This window comes from Methylocucumis oryzae (genome assembly GCF_000963695.1).
Classification (GTDB): domain Bacteria; phylum Pseudomonadota; class Gammaproteobacteria; order Methylococcales; family Methylomonadaceae; genus Methylovulum; species Methylovulum oryzae.
In genome coordinates, this window is record NZ_LAJX01000078.1 from 1 (window position 1) to 21,181 (window position 21,181).

Below are 21,181 nucleotides of genomic sequence, written 5' to 3' on the forward strand. Positions count from 1 at the left end.
ACGATTTAACAGCCTTAGGTTTAGAGGCTGACGTGTTTAATCGTCAAGGGTTTGTGCCGCTGAAATATTCGCTGACCGGTAAAGAGCTGTTTGATGCGGAGTTTTTCAATATTTCGCCGAAAAATGCCGAACTCATGGATCCACAATATCGGTTATTGCTGGAATTAGCCTGGTCAGCGTTAGAAGACGCAGGCTTAACACCTGAGCAAGTACCGAATACGGCGGTATTTATGGCGGCAGGCAATAATGCCTATAAACATTTATTGCTGGCTTCGGGTACGGCTACTGGAGATGATTACGCCGCTTGGCTGGCTACGCAAGCGGGTTCCATTGCAGGCATGATTTCGTATCAGCTTGGTTTTACCGGGCCTAGTGTCGCGGTGCATAGTAATTGCTCATCGTCGTTATCAGGTTTGTATTTAGCGATGCAATGTTTAAAACGCCGGTGATGCTGAGGTCGCGATGGTTGGTGCGGCGTCGTTATTGCCCATTGTTAGAGCCGGTCATCAATATGAGCCAGGGATGAATTTCGCTAGCGATGGTTATTGCAAAGCGTTTGCCGCCGATGCCGATGGTTTAGTCGGTGGTGAAGGCGGCGCGGTCATTATCGTGAAGCCTGCATTAGCGGCTGTGCGCGATGGCGATGCGATTTATGCACTCATTCGCGGCGTCGCGATGAATAACGATGGTAGTGATAAAGCCGGTTTTTATGCGCCTAGCGTCACGGGTCAAGCCGACGTGATTAGTCAAGCACTGGCGCGTAGCGGTGTTAGCGCCGATAGTATTAGCTATGTCGAAGCGCATGGCACGGGTACTCATCTGGGCGACCCGATTGAATGCCAAGCGTTAGCCGATGCGTATCGCCGTCATACTCAGGCTAAACAGTTTTGTGGCTTAGGTTCGGTGAAATCCAATATCGGCCATTTAGATACCGCAGCAGGCTTAGCGGGACTGATAAAAGTAGCGTTAAGTCTTAAAAACGGTCAAATTCCACCGTCTCTGCATATTGACAAGGTTAATCCGGCGCTGGATTTAACGGATACGGCTTTTTATTTAACGACAGCATTAACGCCGTGGCCTGAGCGCGGTTCACCGCGCCGTGCTGGTGTTAGCGCGTTTGGTATAGGAGGCACAAACACCCATGCGATTTTAGAAGCCGCACCAACGCCTTTAGCCTCTGTTGCAGCTAACACGGCTGAACTCATTGTGGTTTCAGCGAAAACGCCAGCAAGCTTAACGGCGACTTTAACTAAATTCGCCGATTTTTTACGCACAACGCCTGAAGCAGACTTACCGGCATTAGCGGATATAGCGTATACCTTACAAATTGGGCGTGTGCCTATGGCGTGTCGAGTGGCGTTTATTGTCAGTTCTCTAGCTGAACTGATTGATAGCATTGTCAGTTATATTGATACAGGCGTTTTTACCGGCGTTAACGACACCCGACACGCTAGCTGGTTTAGCTGCGCGTTGGTTAAGCGGTGCAACCGTGGCTTGGTCGTCGCTTAACCGAACTCTACCGGTTAAACGCGTGCATTTACCAACGTATGCGTTTGTTGGTCAGCGTTATTGGCCCAACATGACAGTTAAGCAATGTTCAGCCGTTTATGACTATGGCTTATTTGCGCCCGTTTGGCAGCCTGAATCTGTGCAAAAGGCTGTTATGCCAGAATATCAGGCTAAGCATTTAGTCTTAATCGGTTCGTTGACTCACTGGGCGGATGCTGTTGAATTTAATCGCCAAGGCTATAAGGTTTATTGCGTCAATGAGGCAGAGCATTTAACGATGCTTGAGTCTGTCGCGTTAATTCTGCAACAACAGTTACAAGCAGCATCCAAGCCGTATCATTTGCTGCAAATCGTCACCGATACGCCTGTATTGACTGCAAGTGTTTCAGCGTTATTAAAATCGGTTTGTTTAGAAAATCCGGCGTTAATCGCGCAAACGTTGCAAGTGGCGAGTGACACTAACTTAGCGGTATTAATCCAGTATTTAAAGCAAAACAGCCAGCTACCCGCTAGACAAACCGTTGTTTATCAGGGCGGGCAGAGTGTTGGGCTAACGTGGCAAGCGCTAGCGCAAACTCAGCCGGTGTTACCGTGGCAACATGATGGTGTTTATGTGATTAGCGGTGGTGCGGGTGGGTTAGGGCGGATATTCGCTGATGAAATCATCAAGCAAACTGACGCGGCGCAGGTGATTGTGTTAAGGCGTTCAGTGCCGGAAAACAGCTCAGTCTGCATTCCCACGCACAGCGTGGGAACGATGACGCATAACCGATTGCATTATGTGCAAGTTGATGTTAGTGACTATACAGAAGTTAAGCACGCCATTGATACGGTGTTAGCCGATTATGGCAAGCTTAACGGCATTATCCATGCGGCTGGCGTGTTACACGACGGTTATTTAATTCAGCAAACACCAGCGACTATTAACCTCGTATTAGCGCCTAAGATAGCCGGTATACAGAATCTGGATTTAGCCACGCGCGCCTGTGACTTAGACTTCTTTGTCGCGTTTTCTTCTATCGCGGTAGTGCCGGGCAGTGCCGGGCAAGCCAGTTATGCGGCAGCGAATGGATATTTAGATGGTTATGCTGAGTATCGCAACGAGTTAGTACAAGCCGGTCAAGCTAAAGGCGTGAGTTTGGCGCTGAATTGGCCGTATTGGCAAAACGGTGGTATGCGCTTAAGCGTTGAACAGCAAACGGCAATGGCTGAAACCACTGGGCTGTATCCTTTACCGACAGGGTTAGGCTTAACTGCGTTTTATCAAGCGTTAAGCCTACAACGTTCGCAGGTGTTAGTGGTTTATGGGGATAAGGCTAAGAACCAAGCCTGGTTAGATAGCGTTAATCAAGGCCGAACGGGTATCTCGTTTAAGGTTAATCATACTAGTCAAACCTCACTATCACTATTATTCGATGCCGTATTAACCCAACTCAAGCACATCTTCGCTACGGCGGTTAAAGTCCCTGTGACGCGTATCGAGCCTCATGCGGCGTATGAACGCTATGGTTTAGATTCCTTAGCGATTATCAAAATGAATCAAACCTTAGATACCGTGTTTGGCTCGGTTGCTAAGACCTTATTTTATGAGTATTTAACCCTAGCGGAGTTAGCGAGCTATTTTGTTAATAGTTATCCTGACGAATGCGTGGCATGGACGGGAACGAAACCTAATGCAGAACCTATATCAACCGTAAGCCTTCATACCGACAGGGATATAAAAGTCGATAGCCATCCTTGGCTTCTGGATTCCGGCAATCCCTGCCGGAATGACGGTTATCAGCAACAATCTCCTCAACTTAACGACGACATTGCGATTATCGGTATTAGCGGACGTTACCCAGGGGCGGATAACTTAGAGCAATTTTGGGATAACTTAGCGAAGGGTGTCGATAGTATTACCGAAATTCCTGAGCAACGCTGGTCATGGCAGGATTTTTACCACCCGGATAAACAGCAAGCCGCTGCCGAGCAAAAAAGCTATAGCCGTTGGGGTGGCTTTATAACTGGCTTTGATGAGTTTGATGCGTTGTTTTTTAATCTTGCGCCTAAAGACGCCGCGAATATTGACCCACAAGAGCGTTTGTTATTGCAATGCGCTTGGCATGCGTTGGAAGATGCTGGTATTACCCGCGTTGAGCTAGCTCAACGTTATCAGCGTAATGTCGGTGTATTTACCGGTATTACCAAAACCGGTTATGAATTATACGGGCCAGAACTACGCGCTCAGGGTGAAACCGCTTATCCACGCACCTCGTTTAGCTCAGCCGCGAATCGGATTTCATATTTCTTGGATTTAACCGGCCCTAGTATGCCGGTAGATACCATGTGTTCGTCGTCGTTAACAGCGCTTCATCAGGCTTGTTTGCATTTACTCGCCAATGAGTGTGAGCTGGCGTTAGCAGGCGGCGTGAATTTGTATTTGCATCCTTCGACTTATGTGGGGCTATGCTCGGTGTATATGTTGGCCGAGGATGGACAATGTAAAAGCTTTGGTGCGGGCGGCAAGGGGTTTGTGCCAGGTGAAGGCGTTGGCATGGTGGTGTTAAAACGCTTAACCCAAGCAGTTGCCGATGGCGATAACATTTTAGCGGTGCTTAAAGCATCGGCGATTAATCATGGCGGCAAAACCAATGGCTATACCGTGCCTAATCCAAAAGCACAAGCGGACGTCATTACTAAAGCCTTAGCCAAAGCTATGTTACCCGCTAGCGCGGTCAGCTATATCGAAGCGCACGGCACCGGTACCGAGTTAGGTGACCCGATTGAAGTCAGTGGGTTAGCTCAAGCCTTTAAAGACAGCTATGGGCCAAGCCATTGTGCGCTAGGCTCAGTGAAAGCCAATATCGGTCATTTAGAAGCCGCTGCCGGTATTGCTGGTTTAACCAAAGTCATTTTACAAATCCAGCACGGTCAGCTAGTACCGAGTCTGCATAGCCGTGAATTGAATCCGAATATCCGTTTTGATGCGACGCCGTTTGTCGTGCAACAAACCCTAGCGCCTTGGTCTAGGCCGGTGGTCAACGGTCAGCAATTACCACGCATCGCAGGGTTGTCATCGTTTGGTGCCGGTGGTGCGAATGCGCATGTCATTATTGCTGAATATATCGCGCCTGCTTTTACCGAAAGGGAATTTACCCAGCCAGCCGTGATAGTGTTATCCGCGCAAAATAAAGAGCGCTTACAACAAGTCGTCGCGCAGTTATTAGCGCATATCAAGCAACACCAACCCGATTTGCATAGCATAGCTTATACCTTACAAGTCGGTAGGGAAGCCATGCCGGAGCGTTTAACGTTTATAGCCAAAGACCTCGATACGCTAATGCTGAAATTAACGGACTATCTGTCAGGCCAAGACGATAGCGAGTTGTTACAAGGCCGTTGTGGACAAGAGTCGCTACTCGTTGAGCTATTCCAAGATGAGCAACTACAACAGGCGTTGCAACATTGGTTAACATCCGGTGACTATCAAAAGCTCATGCGTTTATGGCTGCAAGGCGTTCATATCGATTGGCGGTTGTTATATGGCTCTATTAAGCCAGCACGGATAAGATTGCCGGGTTATCCGTTTGCTAAGCAGCGTTTAAGCGTTATGGCGGGTAAAGCTGGAATTTCTCCCGTCGCGTCTGTCGGTCTGCATTCCCACGCAGAGCGTGGGAACCAGAACACAGACTTGTGCCTATTACGTCCCGTGTGGGACGTCGTTGACCTCGTTCCCACGCTCCAGCGTGGGAATGCAGACCTATATTCTGATAACGCCATCGGCATTTCCACGCCAGAGCATGAGAACGAGAAAAACACGTTATGGATTTATCAACAAGCGCCTAGTAACACAACGGCTAAGCAGTATTTAACGCTAAACGAGCACGATGATGTAGAAATTCTTAGCACACGCTTAAGTAGCTACGCGTTTACTGGGCTGGTGTTAGTCCTTACGAGTGTGTCAGAGCAAAAACGCCCAAAGCGCTTATCAACACGGCTTAGGCTATGTCTTCAGACTTGTTAAAGCCTTATTAGCCTCAGGCTATGGTAATGAGTCTTTGCGTTTTATCGTGATCACACAAAGCGCTTTTGCCGTGTTAGAGCAAGATTCGCCTAATCCAGATTGCGCCGCCATACATGGTTTTGTCGAAAGCTTAGCGCAAGAATATCCGGCTTGGCAGGTGCAAGCCTTAGATAAAACCTGTGACGATGATTCATTAGACTTAATGCTCCAATCCCTACCTAGCCAACGCGAGTTAACCAGTTTAGCGTATAGACGCGGCGAATGGTTTAAACAAACGCTAGTGCGCGTATCTGTGTCTGATTCCAGCAATGCCAGGTCTTATAGGCATAACGGCGTGTATCTGATTATCGGCGGTGCCGGTGGTTTAGGTGTGCTGTGGACTGAATTCTTAATAACGCAATATCAAGCACAAGTGGTTTGGTTAGGCCGTAGCTCAGAGCAAGAGATAAAAACCGCGTTGGAATGCTTTGTCAGTTTTGATATTAAGCCGATTTATTACCAAGCCGATGCGACGGATAGTGTCGCTTTAGCGAAAGTCTATAACGCTATTAAAACCGAATTTGGTGCGCTTCACGGCGTGTTTCATGCTGCGTTAGGCGCTTATGATAAAACCATTGCCGCTATGGATGAGGGGCTATTCCGCTCTATCTGGGCTAGTAAAGTATTAATTACAGAAAACATCGCTAATGTCTTTAAGCAAGAGCCGTTAGATTTTGTCGTGTTATTCTCGTCTATGATTGCGTTTGCCAGACCCGGCGGTATGAGTGCGTATGCATCGGCTTGCGTAGGTATGGATGCGTTAGCGCTTAAATTAAAGCGTCAAGGTTGGCCGATTAAAGTCGTCAATTGGGGATATTGGGCTGAAGGCGGTGGTAGCCGCATTACTGACGCGTTAAAAGAATTGGTAAACCTACGTGGTGTTAAGCCTATTAGCGCCGAGCAAGGACAGTATGCATTAGATTTGCTCATGCAATTACCGCTTACGCAATTAGCCGTGTCGCATACGACTAAGCCGGAACTCATAGAGCGTATCGATTTAAGCACCGACAGTATTTATGTTAGCCCTCAGTTTGAGTCTTGCTTAGCGCTGCTAAATGCGTATCAGCCGAGTACGCCAGCGCCTAGCCAAAACTGTCATAGCGATAGTTTAAATCAATGGCTAGTGCGCTTGTTATTTGTTGAGTTAAAAGCATTATTAGCTGAGCAGTTCACTGACCAGGCAGTCAGCGCTGAGGTTTTAATGGCTAAAGCGCAAGTTTTAGCCAAGTTTAAGCGCTGGTGGTTGGAAAGTTTTGCGATACTGACTGAATACGGTTATTTGTTAGAGCAACACGGTTTATTTAGGTTAAATCCAGACTATGAAAGCTTAAACCGTGCCAAGGTATGGCAACAATGGCAAGCTCAGCAGGTAGAATTATTAGCCCAGCCCGAAACGCGGACATTAGCCGTATTAGTCAGCGATTGTTTAAGTCAGTTACCGGCTATTTTGCTTGGTACGGTATTAGTCACCGATATTTTGTTTCCAAATGGTGCGATGGACAAAATCGAGGGCTTGTATAAAAACAATCCGATTTGCGATTTTTTCAATCAAGTGATGGCTGATGTCGTCGTGGGCTTTATCCGCGAACGCTTACGACAACAACCCGATGCCAAAATTAGATTGTTAGAAATAGGGGCGGGCACGGGTGCAACAACATCAACGGTATTACCGGTCTTAAGCGCTGTACAACACGCTGTTGCTGACTATTGTTATACCGATTTATCGCAATCGTTTTTTATTCATGCTCGGCAACGCTATCAAAACCGTTATCCGTTTTTACGCTACCAGGTCTTTAATATCGAACAAAGCCCAGCTCAGCAAGGCATTGAACTCGGTTGTTACGACCTAGTGTTAGCGACTAACGTATTACATGCTACTAGCAATATGCGTAACACCTTACGCAATGCTCAATCAGTGTTAGCGCCTAACGGCTTATTAATCGTTAACGATATTAGTGATAAAACGATTTTTGCTTCGGTGTTATTCGGTTTAATCGACGGTTGGTCGTTAGCTGAAGATGAGTGTGTGCGTATTCCCGGCAGTCCAGGCTTATATCCTGAGCGTTGGCAACAGTTATTGCATAATCAGGGGTTTGCTTCGGTACACTTTCCGGTGGCTAGCCATCATGCATTAGGCCATCAAATCATTGTCGCTGAAAGTAATGGCTTAATCAGGCAAAACTCAGCGTATCAAAGCGTACCGCCGCAAAATCTGCATTCCCACGCACAGCGTAGGAACGAGTTTGAAGTAGGGTGCGCTACGCGCACCGTTGAGCTAGCGAAAAATTCAGTGGAACAAAACCTATCACGCGACTGTTCGGTGCATCAAGGCGCACAGCTGCATAATCTGCATTCCCACGCAGAGCGTGGGAACGAGTCTGTACCAATAGCCCAGGTAACCGATGTCGTACAATGTTTAATTCAGTGTTTAGCCGCCGCTTTAGGCATAGATGCGGATGTGATTGATACCGAGCAAGCATTTTCTGATTACGGTGTGGATTCGATTTTAGGTGTGTCACTGATTCAGCAAATCAAACAGGTATTAGGTATTCAACTCAATACCACAGTGTTATTCGATTACACCAATGTCACGCGTTTAAGCAAATATATCGTTGAGCAAGGTTTGGTACGCACAGCGTACCCTACACCGCAACAAGCACTAAATCACGAAGAGGTAGGGTGCGCTACGCGCACCTTCGAGCATACTCAGCAAGCGATGGTTGACCTAGCAACCCCTACGCCTCAACCAATATTAAGCCAAGAGGCCGTTAACCGCTATTGCGATGACGACATTGCCGTGATTGGTTTATCTTGCCAATGCTCAGGGGCTGAGGATGCTGACGGCTTTTGGCAAAATCTGCTGCACGGCGTCGATTCGGTGACTGAATTACCCGCGCATTATTTAAAACCTGAGCAGTTCAGCCCAACTAAACAACCCGGTAAAAGCTATTGCCGCTGGGGTGGGGTATTAACGCACCGGGATTGCTTTGACCCCTTATTTTTTAGTATTTCGCCGCGCGAAGCCGAATCGATGAATCCGCATCAGCGTTTAATCTTACAAGAAAGCTGGAAAAGCTTGGAAGATGCCGGGATTAATCCTAAAACCTTAGCGGGTTCACGCACGGGGATTTTTGTTGGTGCTGAACCCACCGGGTATGTGCATGAGAGTTTTACGGGCGCGTCAGAAGCGATTATTGCTTCGCGTTTATCGTATTTTCTTAATTTACAAGGTCCAGCGTTTGTCGTGAACACTGGGCTGCTCGTCTTCCGGCGTGGCCTTGCATTTAGCGTGTGAAAGCTTACGCCGAGGTGAAACTGATTTAGCGTTAGGCGGTGGTGTGTTTGCGGTGATGGGACCAACGCCGTTAATCGGCTTATCGCAAACCGATATGCTGGCGCATTCTGGTCGTTGCCGTAGTTTTGATGCTGAGGCTGATGGCATGGCGATGTCAGAAGGCGTAGGCATGGTGGTGTTAAAACGTTTACGCGATGCGATAGCTGATAATGACCCGATTTATGGTGTTATCAAAGCCTCGGGCATTAATCAAGACGGTGCTAGCAATGGTATTACGGCACCTAGCGGTAGTGCGCAACAGGCGTTAATCATAGACACGTATAAGCGTTTCGGCATTAACCCGGAACACATTAGTTATATAGAAGCGCATGGTACCGGCACACGCTTAGGCGACCCGGTGGAAGCGAATGCGTTAGTGGCAGCGTTTAGACAGTTTACCGATAAAACCGGTTACTGCGCGGTGGGTAGCGGGAAAGCCAATATCGGTCATAGTACGGCGAGTGCTGCGGTGCTGGGTTTGATAAAAGTGTTGTTATCGTTAAAACACCGGCTGCTGCCCGCCATGCCACATTTTAAGTCACTCAATCCGTTAATCGAATTTGAGCAGTCGCCATTTTATCCCGCAACGCGTTTACAGCCGTGGCAGAATTCAAACGGCGCACCGTTAATGGCGGCGTTAAATTCGTTTGGGCATAGTGGTACAAATGCGCATTTAGTGATTGCAGAATACACGACATCCTCGCCAAGCAGCCCGACGGTCTGGCCGGCTATGGATAAAAGCCTCATCGTATTATCCGCCAAAAACGACGAGCGTTTGCTTGAGGTTTGTCAGCGGTTATCACGTTTTTTAGAACAGGCAGACTCAACATTAACGCTTAGCGCCGTGGCTTATACGCTGCAACTAGGTCGGGAGGCGATGACGCATAGACTCGCGTTTGTGGTTAACAGTATTGACGCACTGCGCCAGTGTTTAACGCAGTTTGTACAACAACAAAGACCCAAGCAATGCTGGTACGGTCAGGTATCTCCAAAAGCGTTAAAACAACCGCGTCTATTAGCTAGCAGGGCTTTAGAGTCGTTAGAGTCGATAGCAGAGGCTTGGGTGAACGGTGCTGAAATTGATTGGTTAAGCTATTACCCAGGCGCAAAGCCTAAACGCCTGCATTTACCTAGTTATCCGTTTGCTAAAGAACGTTATTGGAAGCCGGAAAGATTAGCATTTCAGCCTAGCTTGCCAGCGTTGTTACACCCATTATTGCATAGCAATATCTCAACCTTAGCGCAGCTCGCGTATCGTAGCCGTTTTACCGGTGATGAATTTTTCTTAAGCGGTCACGTCGTGCAAGGTCAAAAAGTGTTACCGGGCGTCGTGTATTTAGCCATGGCAGCGGAGGCTGCTAAACAGGCCTCACCCTACGGCTCCCAACACGCCATAAAACTGTCGCACATTGTTTGGTTAACGCCTTGGCAATATGGTCGTTCGGCTGACGAGTTGCAGTTGCGTTTAGAGGCTAAGCAAGACCTGGTACAGTTTGAAGTCGTCAACGTGGATAATGCAAATAGCACATTGCATTGCCAAGGTGGCTTAGCGGTTATTGCTAAACCTACGCTAGCACCGTTAAAACTAGAATATTTACAGCAACACTTAGACAGCCAACGCATAACGCCTGAGCAATGCTATCAAGCGTTTGTCCAAGCCGGTGTGTGTCATAGCGGTGTGATGCAGGCTTTGAGCAGGCTTTATGTCGGTGATGGCGAGGTATTAGCTGAGTTACGCTTATCCGAACAAGATGACAGTTATGATTTACATCCGGCGTTATTGGATGCTGCACTACAAGCGACGCTGGCTTTGGGTTTGACACGACCCGAAATACAACAAGCGTTAATGCCGTTTACTTTAGACCAAGTGATTATTTATCAAGCCTGTTCTGGCCCAACGGCTTGGGCTTGGCTGCGTCTTAGCGGCGAAAACAGGTTAGATATAGTGTTAAGCGATGCGAATGGTCAGGTGTGTGTAGAATTAACGGGATTGGTTTCCAGAGCCGTTCAGCGCGCTAATCATGACGAAATAACTCGTCATACCGGCATGGATTGCCGGTATCCAGAGCACAAGGACGTGAAGGCGACAAGTTATGCGTGGCTTTTAGATTCGGCAACACGAGACAGGGCAAATCTTGACAGCCAGCAAATCGGTAGCTACCACCAGCAATGGTTTGAGCAAGCGTATTATCTACAAGAGCATAATAATATTTTGCCGGTTGCTGTGTTGTTAGAACATATTGTCACAACGGCGCAAAAGCATAGCCCAGAACGCGCGCTTAATGCATTAAGGCAAATCGTTTGGCCGCGTTATTTACAGTTAACATCAGACAGTGCTGAAACCGTCGTGCGTTTTGCTTCAGAGCCTGAAGGTTTGCGTTTTAATCTGACGTCGGCGAGTGATGAAACCTTAGTGTATTGCCAAGGCGTGGTCTTAAGCCAGCCTGATAATGGTGGTTTTATCGACTTAACAGCGGTAAGACAACGTTGCCCGCAGACGTTAACGCGTATGGACTGTGACCGTATCATGCAACACAGTCATGGTGAACGCTTATTAACCCTACAAGCGTTAGCTCATGGCGAACACGAAGCGTTGGCGTTACTGACTTTAGCGTCTGAGCAAGTACCGAATGAGTTAGACGCTATGTCGCCTAGTTTATTAAACGGGGCTATCGTTGCCTGCGTCGTGTTAACGCTAAGCCAACATGAACAAACCGCGTTACCTATGCCTATGAGCTTAGACGAATGGGTGGTGTACGATAGCTTACCGACTCCCGCTTATGCCCATATTCGTTTACATGAGGCTAGCTCAACACGGTTAGCGACTTTAGATTTTGATATGACCGACAGTGCAGGGCGAGTCATAGCCTCAGCCAGAGGTTTAACACTGGTATTTCAGGCGTCGACTGCTCAAACAGTTTGTTATGCGCGCCGGGTAGGTTGGGTTACGACTGCATGGATGCACGGAGGTAGTGACGTAGGTTGGGTTAGCGATAGCGTAACCCAACAAAAACTCAATTTATCAACGCCATTATTTATCTCGAGTGACAACTCTGTATTACTCAATGCGTTACAAACGGCTTGGCCTGATGCACATTGTCAACCAATAAGCAATGTTATAAACCAAGATTTAACCGCTTGCTTACAAACGTTGCAACAACTCGCACAACAGCCGCCAGCATTGTTACAACCTATCGTCGTGTTAAGCCCTGATGATAATCCGCTAACCGCTAATGCGTTATCCGGTTTGTTAAAAACGGCTAACTTAGAGCAGGTTAGAGTGTTAGCCAAAGTCATTGTTTATTCACCTAAGCTACCACTCTCGCGTTTCATCGGTTTAGTGCAAGATGAGCTTAGCGCGGCGACGGCTGATATTGACATCAGTTTTAACGAGTTAGGCCAGCGTTCTATATTGGGTTTTGAAGCGATTAGCTTGCCTAGCGTTGCGCCAGCAAACTTACCGATAACGCCACGGATGGCGTGTAGTAGAGCAACGCAGGAGCAGTTGCCGATAACGCCACGGATGGCGTGTAGTAGGGCAACGCAGGAGCAGTTGCCGAAAGCCCAAAGCGTTGTATTAATCACCGGTGGCTTAGGTGGTATCGGCTGGATTATCGCGCAAGATTTAGCGCGTAGTTATCAAGCTAAACTGGTGTTAATAGGCCGTTCGCCGTTATCGCCTGCTAAACAGCAAGCCCTAAGCGCGTTACAGGTTAACGGCGCCGAGCTGAATTATTACCGTGTTGATTGCAGCGATACAGCAGCATTAACTGCGCTAATCGCTGATATTAAACAACGCTATGGTCGGCTAGAGGGTGTGATTCATAGCGCGGGAGTCATTGCCGATGCTTATTTAGCTTATAAAAAACTAAGCGATGCCGAGCAAGTTTGGCGGCCTAAAATCAATGGCGTCTTGGCATTAGAGCAAGCATTAGCCGATACGCGATTAGATTTTTTCGTATTGTTTTCATCGATTGCAGGCTGTTTAGGTAATCCGGGTCAAGCCGATTATGCCGCCGCAAATGCGTTTTTAGACGGTTTTGCCCGTCAAAGAGCTAAACGCGTACAACAAGGCCGGGCATTCGGTAAAACCGTGAGCATTAACTGGCCGTTATGGCAAGACGGCGGTATGCAGATGACGGCGCAGCATCAGTTATTAATGCGCGATGCCACCGGTATGACCGCTATGCCGAGTCACGCAGGCTTAACGCGTTTTATGCGACATTAAACAGCGATGACGCCAATCTACTGGTTGCTTACGGCGATTCTGCGAAAATTCAACAGTGTTTGCTGAATTATCGCTATAGCTTGCCAATGCAGCCTACTAGTTTAGCAATGCCGCCTGCTACCAGTGATGCGCAACAAAAACACGCGTTAGCAAAAGCATTGGTTGCTATCGTCGCTACGGTGCAAAAGATGAAGCCGGAACAAGTCAGTTTAGAGGCTGAGCTATCCGATTACGGTTTTGATTCGATTAGTTTCACACAACTCGCCAATGCGTTAAATCAAGCTTACCAATTGACGTTAATGCCAACGCTGTTTTTTGAATTAAGTGATTTACAGGGGCTAGCGGATTATTTACTGAGCAAATATCCAGAAGCAGTTAAGCGGGTGCATGATTTGCCTGCTGAAGCGCAAACGGGATTAGTCTGCATTCCCACGCAGAGAGTGGGAACGATGCCAAATCTGCCTTTCGGCGTTTGCAACCTCGTTCCCACGCTCCTGCGTGGGAATGCAGACCTGTCTCTCGATAACACCACTAATGTCTCGACGCCGGAGTGTAGTATCGAGACAAGCGTTATGGCTGGTAAGGTTAGGATTTCTACTGTCGCGTCTATGGGTATGCATTCCCACGCAAAGCGTGGGAACGAGAACAATCTGCCTTTCGGAGTTTTGCAACCTCGTTCCCACGCTCCTGCGTGGGAATGCAGACCCGTCTCTCGATAACACCACTATGCATTCCCATGCAGAGCGTGGGAACGAGAACAAACCAGGCCGTTCGTACGACACAGACAGCAACGCCATTGCCGTCATAGGCATGGGCGGGCGTTTTCCCCGGTTGTGCAACACCTGACGAGTTGTGGCGTGTGTTGCGTGATGGCGTTGATACGATTACCGAAGTGCCGCTGTCACGTTGGGATTGGCGGGACTATTACGGTGACCCACATGAGCAAAAAGGCAAAACACGAGTGAAATGGGGTGGTTTTATAGACTACGCCGACTGTTTTGACGCCGAATTTTTTGGTATTACGCCCAAAGAAGCGTTAGCGATGGATCCACAATGCCGGCTATTTATAGAAACGGTATGGGCTGCTATCGAAGATGCAGGTTATGCGCCTAGTGGTTTATCGGGTCAACGCGTTGGTGTGTTTGCTGGCGTGGCGACGGCTGATTACAAGGATTTATTAAACCAAGCTAAGCAAGAAGGATTACTTGATACGCCTATAGAGCCGTTTCCATTTATGGTAGCGAATCGCGTATCGTATTTATTGAATTTAAAAGGGCCTAGCGAAGCGATAGATACAGCGTGCTCAAGCTCGCTGATTGCCGTGCATAGAGCATTAGAAGCGTTACGTCACGGTCAATGCGAATCGGCTCTTGTGGGTGGCGTGAATCTAATCGCTCATCCTAGGATTACCATTGCATCGAGTCAGGCCGGAATGTTAAGCCCGGATGGCCGTTGTATGACGTTTGATAGCCGCGCTAATGGTTATGTGCGTAGTGAAGGCGTCGCCGTGTTATGGTTAAAACCGTTGGCGCAAGCAGTATCAGACGGTGATGCGATTTATGGCGTGATTACTGCCAGCGGTGAAAATCATGGTGGCCGCGCGTCGTCGCCAACTGCACCTAATGGTCAAGCGCAAAAACAATTGTTATTAGATACTTATCAACGTTATGGCATTAATCCAGCTACGATTTCATATATTGAAGCGCATGGCACTGGTACTGAGTTAGGTGACCCGGTTGAAGTTAATGCATTAATTAGCGCGTTTTCTGAATACGGCGTAGCGGTAGGGCAGCCTTATTGTGGGCTAGGTTCAGTAAAAACCAATATCGGTCATTTAGAAGCCGCTGCCGGTGTGGCCGGCATTATTAAAGTGTTATTAATGCTGAAACAAGGACAGCTAGCCGGTAATCCGCATTTACAAACGCCAAATCCGTATTTGCGTTTAGAGGCAACGCCGTTTTATTTAGTCAAAAATACCTGCGCTTGGCCTAAGCCTTACGACGAACAAGGAGGTCTCTTACCTAGACGCGCCGGTGTTAGCGGCTTTGGTGTGGGTGGCTCTAATGCGCATGTCATTATTGACGAATGGCTAGAGAGTGATGTTGTTGTTAACACGGATGTGCCGGTGTTAATCGTGTTATCGGCAAAAACTCAGTCAGCCTTGCTATTACAAGCACAGCTCTTGGCGGATTATTTAACTGAGCATTCTGTTGAGTTACCGGCGCTTGCTTATACCTTGTACACGGGACGTGATGCAATGGCGCAGCGTTTAAGCCTTATCGTTTCATCGCAACAAGAGCTGATAGCCAAATTACACCAGCTTAGCGCTGGCCAATTACCCGATGCTTGTTGGCGTGGTTCGGTGAGCGACGATAATACCGTGTTAGCGTCACCGCAAAAAACACTTAGATGCGTTAGCACAGGCATGGGTAAACGGGGCGGTGATTGATTGGACTGCGCTCTATAGTGACGTTAAACCCAAAACGCTTGCATTTACCGACTTATCCGTTTGCTCGGCAACGGCATTGGCTACCAACTGCCCAAGCTAACGTACAAGCAACAACGGCAGACTATCCGGTTTCGTTGTATCAAGAAAGCTGGCAACTTACGCCGCTTAACGCCGATGAATTCGGCAACACGGATTCAGGTTCGGTGTTATGTTTGGTCGCAAATGCCCAGCAACGGCAACAAACTCGTCAGGTGTTAGCGCGTGTTGCCCCTAACGTGACGCCTATTTTTATCAGTTTAGAAGAGGCGGCTAATGACGCTAATACTTATTGCTTAAGTGCTATCGAGCCCTCGGCATTAACAGCGTTATTTAAGCATTTGCCCGAACAGTCCTATATGGCTTTATGGTATTGTTGGCCTTGGGCTGAGCTTAAGTTTATCGACGATGCATACGCAATAGTTGTTTTGATTCAAGCGTTAGCCGCTTCGTCTGTGACGTTGGGTCGGGTGTTATTATCGGCGCCATGCACTCATGTACTACAACAATGCCATGTTGAGTCGTGGTTAGGCTTTGAACGCTCGTTGACTACGGTATTATCTGATACGCCCGTGTCGGTGGTGTTACAAGTCAGTTCAACAAACGTTGCCTTTGCTGATTGGTTGCCGTTGCTATGGCAAGAATCACAAACTTTAACCGTGCGTAGTGTGCTTTATCGTCAGCATCAACGCTATACCGCAGTGTTAAAACCTTATCAACCGCCGTTTGAGTCGTGCAGCGCTTTTAAACAGCGGGGTGTGTATTTAATTACCGGCGGTTTAGGCGGCATAGGTTATTTAGTCGCCGACTATTTAGTAAAAACCTATCAAGCCAAGCTAATTTTAACGGGTCGTCGTGCGTTAAATGCTGCGTTGAGCAGCCGGTTAGCGGTGTTGCGCGCTTTAGGCACAGGCGTTGAATATATTTCGGTAGATGTAAGTGATAAGACCGCACTGCACGTGGCATTAAACGCTGCCGAACAACGCTTAGGCTTGATTCATGGCGCGCTGCATTGTGCAGGGGTATCCGGTAATGCTAGCGTGTTGACGACGACGCGAGAACAATTTGCTGAAGTGACTAAGTCTAAGATTCAAGGCACATTGGCGCTAGCGGACTTTTTTGCGGCTAGAGACCTAGATTTCATGGTGTATTTTTCTTCGTCATCAGCTGTGTTAGGCGATTTTGGTTCTTGTGATTATGCCTTAGCGAATCGCTTTCAAACTGCTTACGCCAGATTGCATGCTGAGCTAGGTTACGCTGGTCGCGTGTTAGCGATTAACTGGCCGTTATGGCAACAAACTGGCTTAACTAGCGATGACGCGACGCAGTTGTATTTAACCAGCAGCGGTCAACAAGCGCTGAATGCTCCCACGGCGTTAGCTGTGTTAGAGCGATTATTAAGCCAACGCGAAAGCCATTGCCTAGTGCTTAAAGCCGATAGCCAGCGTTTAGCGCGCTTACCTGAATGCTTAAGCCGCACAACCGCCGAGCGTAAATTCTATAACGCTGAAGCGGTTAGAAAACCAGAGATGAAAGGGTTGAGCTTAGAGCAATGCGTGTTGGCGGATTTAACAGCGTTGGTACATAAGCAATTATTGTTAGACCCACAACGAATTGAGGTGAAAGCCAATTTAGCTAATTTAGGCTTTGATTCGATTAGCTTAGCTGAATTTGCAAGGAGCTTAAGCAAGCATTTTGGCGTAGCGATAACACCGGCGTTATTTTTTGGTTACTCGACCTTAGCGCAATTAGCTGCGTATTTGCTACAGCAACATTCGACGGCTGTAGCGGCTTGTTATCAAGTTGACGATGTTAAAGAGACGACTGTTCCAACCCGCAAGAAAGCCTTTGCTGCCACAGCTCAAACCGTAGCCGACGACGCGATTGCGATTATTGGTATGAGTGGTCGTTTTCCAGGGGCAAGAGATGTTAACGAATTTTGGCAGCTATTAGCTCAAGCATGAATGCCGTAGCAGAAATTCCTGCCGATCGTTTCGATTGGCGCGCTTACTATAGCGAAACACCGGGCGCGGAAGGTAAATCCTGCTCAAAATGGAGTGGCTGTATTCCGGGTATTGCTGAATTCGATTCGTTATTTTTCGACATATCACCTATGGAAGCGGAGTTAATGGACCCGCAGCAACGGCATTTACTACAAGAAGCCTGGCGCGCGTTAGATGATGCAGGCTATGGCGAAACACAGCTTGCCGAACAAAAAATTGGCATGTTTGTCGGTGTCGAAGACGGCGGCGGTTATCAGCGTTTGATAAAAGGCTTAAGCTTAACCGCCAATAATTCCAGCATCTTAGCGGCGCGGCTAGCTTATTTTTTAAACTTCAAAAGGCCCGGTGCTGAGTATTAACACGGCTTGCTCATCATCGTTAGTCGCGTTGCATCAAGCGTGCTTAAGCCTACGAAATCATGAATGCGATGCGGCTTTAGCCGCCGGCGTGAATTTAATGATTGCACCAGAAGCGTATATCGCAATGAGCCAAGCAGGCATGTTAGCACCTGACGGCCAGTGCCGGGCTTTTGCTGCCGATGCTAATGGTATTGTGCCAGGTGAAGCGGTCGTGGTTTTAGTGTTAAAACGCTTAAGCCGCGCTAAAGCCGATGGTGACTCTATACACGCAATCATCGCTGGCAGCGGTGTTAATTATGATGGTAAAACCAATGGCATTACCGCACCGAGTGCGTTAGCGCAAACGGAGTTAATACAAACGGTGTTAACACAAGCCCAGGTTAAACCCAGTGAGATTAGTTATATCGTCACACATGGCACCGGTACGCCACTGGGCGACCCGGTGGAAATTAACGCGTTAAACGATGCTTTTACAAGTACAACCGAACGCCAGTTTTGCGCGATTACCTCAGCCAAAACCAATTTTGGCCATGCGTTTGCGGCGTCAGGTTTGCTCAGTGTTGTGAACTTAATACAAGCTTTACGCCATGAAACGATTCCGGCGAATTTACATTGCGCCAGCCCAAGTGCTTACGTTGATTGGCACAACACGCCGTTTTATATCAACACCCACAATCAACCTTGGCCTAAAGCATCAGGACAAGCCCGCTTTGGCGCGGTCAGTTCGTTTGGCATGAGCGGTACGAATGCGCATGTACTGATACGCGATGCTGAGCTGTGCGAGTGCGATAGTGATAGCCTACCGTATTATGTGTTAGTCGTGTCTGCGAAAAGTCGTGAAGCATTAACCCACCAGATAGCGGCTATGCGTCACTACTTAGCCAATGAAACGGCTGAGCAACAAGGGTTATACGCTATTAGTCATACGCTATTAACTGGCCGCCACCATTTTCAATACCGTAGTGCCATAGTCGTACAAAGCTTAGACGATGCGCTACGGCTATGGCAAAATGCCAACACCGCCCATCCGCATTATTTTACCGGTCAAGTTGCGCGTGACTTTAACGAACAAAAAGCCATGCAAAAGCTAATCGCCCAATTAGTGCAGCAATGCGTAACCGAAGCGGACGCCGATGCGTATAAAGACGCGTTGCTCGCTTTAGCTGAGTGTTATTGCCAAGGTTATCGCATAGACTGGGCTAAGCTCTACGCAGAAAAACCGCCTAGACGCGTGCATTTGCCTGGTTATGCCTTTGAACGCCAGTGTCATTGGGCGCCAACAAGCGTAGAGAAGCCTGAACCGGTAGTGCGTGTTAACGTGAGTGAACCGTTAAGCCGCGTTGTCAACATGACTCACTCGCCACAGGTTAACAAAGACCGACCTAAGCAAGACGTGTTGACGGCGTTAAACCCAGGTTTTAATTATCTGGAATTGGCCAGAACCGCAGCCGAAACCGCCGTACAACAACCTGTCTTAGCGTTGAAAAACATGGTATGGGGGCCACCGATGAGCGTGTCTGGGGCAGTCAGCGACATTAACGTCAGCTTACATCAAGCACAGCAGCAGATGATGTATAAAATCGTTAGCCCAAATCAACCCGGTTTAACCCGGCATGTCGGCGAAGTCATTTTAGACTTAGCTCCGTTGCCTAGCTTATTAACTCAAGGCTCAGAGCCTATTCCCGATAGCAAAACCGCCACGCGTAGCGATGCAAGTTTTCAAGACTTCATCCATAAGATTTTAACCGCTCAGTCCAATGCGCTTGAGGGCTTACAAGACGTCTACGTCAACGGCTCAGCCATGTCAGCGTTGTTAAGCTTGCCCGAACACGAACCGGCTAAATTCAATCCGCTATGCCTAGATGCCGTCTGGCAGCTCTTACTGTACTTCTGTCAACCTCCCTCCGCGCGCAGAGGTCAAAGCCCTAGCGAAATTGTCTATCCTTTTGCGTTAAAACAAATTCTGCAACAAGGCGAGCTAAGCGGCGAGTTACTTATCCATTTAAAACAAAAACCTAGCCTTAATACATTAGACAAGCGTTTTGATGTGGTCGTGATGGATGGCAAAGGGCAAGTGCGCTTGCATTTGCAAGAATTAGCAGCTAGGAAACGGGAAGGGTTGATGGAGTTGAGGGTGTGAGCAGTACACATTACGTTGCTCGATGAGCGCCTGCTTATTACTATCAGCCCAGACCTTACAACAGGAGATGCAATGAATGCCATCTTAAAACTTAGTCTTTATGAACAGCTATTGGCCTTGCCGGAGCATAGCACCGGTGAGATTTTGAATAGCGAGTTGTATACACAGCCGCGCCGGTCCGGTCGTCACAGCTTGGCGGGGCGTGGTTTAGGTTTTAATTTGTCTGGGCCTTTTGATTTTGGTCGTGGTGGTCCTGGTGGTTGGTGGATTATGCAAGAACCTGAAGTGCATTTTATCCGCGATACCGAGGTTGCCGTGCCAGATTTAGCAGGTTGGCGGCGTGAACGTATGCCTAGCGTACCCGAAGACCATCGCTTTGAAGTAACGCCCGATTGGCTTTGTGAAATCCTGTCGCCTTCGACGGCCAAAAAAGACAGGGTTGTGAAACTACCGATTTACGCGCGTTTTGGCGTACCGCATGTTTGGCTAATCGACCCGTTGGCGCAAATCTTGGAAGCGTTTGAGTTGCAACAAGGTCGTTGGGTATTGAATGCACTGCTTAAAGATGATGATAAAGTTGTTGTACCGCCTTTTGATGCCGTAGAGTTTTCGTTAGCGGATTTATGGGGTTGAGGTCTGCTACTTTAGGTAAAATCACGCCAAAAGCGGAGGGCTGTGAGTCAAGGTTAGTGGATATGGAGCAAAAGCAAGCTGAAGCTGTGGTACGAGTGATGGTAGATATTCAAGAAGGAAGGAATAATGACCAAAGATTTTTTTGAATTCAAATTAAAAGAAGAGCTTTATCCGATAAAAACAGACTTAGCGGGGATTAAATCCGATATGACATTCGTCAAATGGGCAATGGGTGTTGTGGTGGTTAGTATTTTGTTGTTGGTGAAGGCGGTTTTTTAATATGGACATATCTGTGTAGCATTGTGCATAACAAGCTGAAACATGGGAGCGAGAAAACCGCCCTACGCGCTAAGATTTGCTGGATGTCGCCTAAAATGGCATGATGTTCAGAACCACATGATTACTTATTAGGTCTCACCAGTTGCCGAAGCTTATGGATTACCCA

10 protein-coding genes and 2 pseudogenes are annotated in these 21,181 nt (G+C 47.9%); all 12 read left to right on the forward strand.

The features are described 5' to 3' along the window. Window positions 1–449 (forward strand): beta-ketoacyl synthase N-terminal-like domain-containing protein (locus tag VZ94_RS22545; protein ID WP_157844884.1); only part of this gene is annotated, 449 nt, incomplete at its 5' end. A 13-nt stretch (window positions 450–462) separates the two neighbouring features. Then, window positions 463–1,509: a KS-MAT linker domain-containing protein gene (locus VZ94_RS22550; protein WP_052700336.1), complete on the forward strand. Its 1,047-nt coding sequence runs from the start codon at window positions 463–465 to the stop codon at window positions 1,507–1,509. Beyond that, window positions 1,409–5,515 carry a type I polyketide synthase gene (locus VZ94_RS08300; protein ID WP_131655505.1) on the forward strand — a complete coding sequence of 1,369 codons (4,107 nt, stop codon included), beginning with the start codon at window positions 1,409–1,411 and terminating at the stop codon, window positions 5,513–5,515. The genes VZ94_RS22550 and VZ94_RS08300 overlap by 101 nt, the downstream gene beginning before the upstream one ends. Further along, the gene (locus VZ94_RS08305) at window positions 5,448–8,849 is read left to right on the forward strand and encodes an SDR family NAD(P)-dependent oxidoreductase (protein ID WP_045778871.1); all 3,402 of its coding nucleotides are present in this window, start codon (window positions 5,448–5,450) and stop codon (window positions 8,847–8,849) included. Before VZ94_RS08300 ends, VZ94_RS08305 begins: the two co-directional genes overlap by 68 nt. Further along, window positions 8,833–13,116 (forward strand): SDR family NAD(P)-dependent oxidoreductase, encoded by a 4,284-nt coding sequence (locus VZ94_RS08310; RefSeq protein ID WP_045778872.1) that lies wholly within the window; start codon window positions 8,833–8,835, stop codon window positions 13,114–13,116. Before VZ94_RS08305 ends, VZ94_RS08310 begins: the two co-directional genes overlap by 17 nt. Then, a complete protein-coding gene (locus tag VZ94_RS08315; protein WP_082081478.1) occupies window positions 13,002–13,835 on the forward strand; it encodes an acyl carrier protein in 834 nt (277 codons plus the stop codon). The genes VZ94_RS08310 and VZ94_RS08315 overlap by 115 nt, the downstream gene beginning before the upstream one ends. A gap of 107 nt (window positions 13,836–13,942) precedes the next feature. Further along, window positions 13,943–15,022: pseudogene (locus VZ94_RS30480) on the forward strand (beta-ketoacyl [acyl carrier protein] synthase domain-containing protein); the annotation flags it as partial. Then, window positions 14,996–15,565, forward strand: coding sequence for a KS-MAT linker domain-containing protein (locus VZ94_RS30485; RefSeq protein WP_275575179.1), 570 nt, complete (start codon window positions 14,996–14,998; stop codon window positions 15,563–15,565). The pseudogene VZ94_RS30480 and the gene VZ94_RS30485, both read left to right, overlap by 27 nt. A 395-nt stretch (window positions 15,566–15,960) precedes the next feature. Continuing rightward, window positions 15,961–17,963 (forward strand): annotated as a pseudogene (locus VZ94_RS28520) (beta-ketoacyl reductase). Beyond that, window positions 17,950–20,103, forward strand: a complete 2,154-nt coding sequence (locus VZ94_RS22565) for a beta-ketoacyl synthase N-terminal-like domain-containing protein (protein ID WP_052700340.1) — start codon at window positions 17,950–17,952, stop codon at window positions 20,101–20,103. The pseudogene VZ94_RS28520 and the gene VZ94_RS22565 overlap by 14 nt, the downstream one beginning before the upstream one ends. 72 nt (window positions 20,104–20,175) lie before the next feature. Next, window positions 20,176–20,736 (forward strand): Uma2 family endonuclease, encoded by a 561-nt coding sequence (locus VZ94_RS08330; protein WP_045778875.1) that lies wholly within the window; start codon window positions 20,176–20,178, stop codon window positions 20,734–20,736. Between the two features lie 126 nt (window positions 20,737–20,862). After that, entirely contained in the window at window positions 20,863–21,015 is a 153-nt protein-coding gene (locus tag VZ94_RS25860) for a hypothetical protein (RefSeq protein WP_157844885.1), read from the forward strand. Window positions 21,016–21,181 lie beyond the last annotated feature (166 nt).

Excerpts from the sequence above, each read along its gene's own strand:
- VZ94_RS08330 (WP_045778875.1), top strand. The coding sequence starts at position 20,176 with ATGAATGCCATCTTAAAACTTAGTCTTTATGAACAGCTATTGGCCTTG.
- VZ94_RS30485 (WP_275575179.1), top strand. The coding sequence starts at position 14,996 with ATGCTGAAACAAGGACAGCTAGCCGGTAATCCGCATTTACAAACGCCA.
- VZ94_RS22550 (WP_052700336.1), top strand. The coding sequence starts at position 463 with ATGGTTGGTGCGGCGTCGTTATTGCCCATTGTTAGAGCCGGTCATCAA.
- VZ94_RS25860 (WP_157844885.1), top strand. The coding sequence starts at position 20,863 with ATGACCAAAGATTTTTTTGAATTCAAATTAAAAGAAGAGCTTTATCCG.
- VZ94_RS08315 (WP_082081478.1), top strand. The coding sequence starts at position 13,002 with ATGGCAAGACGGCGGTATGCAGATGACGGCGCAGCATCAGTTATTAAT.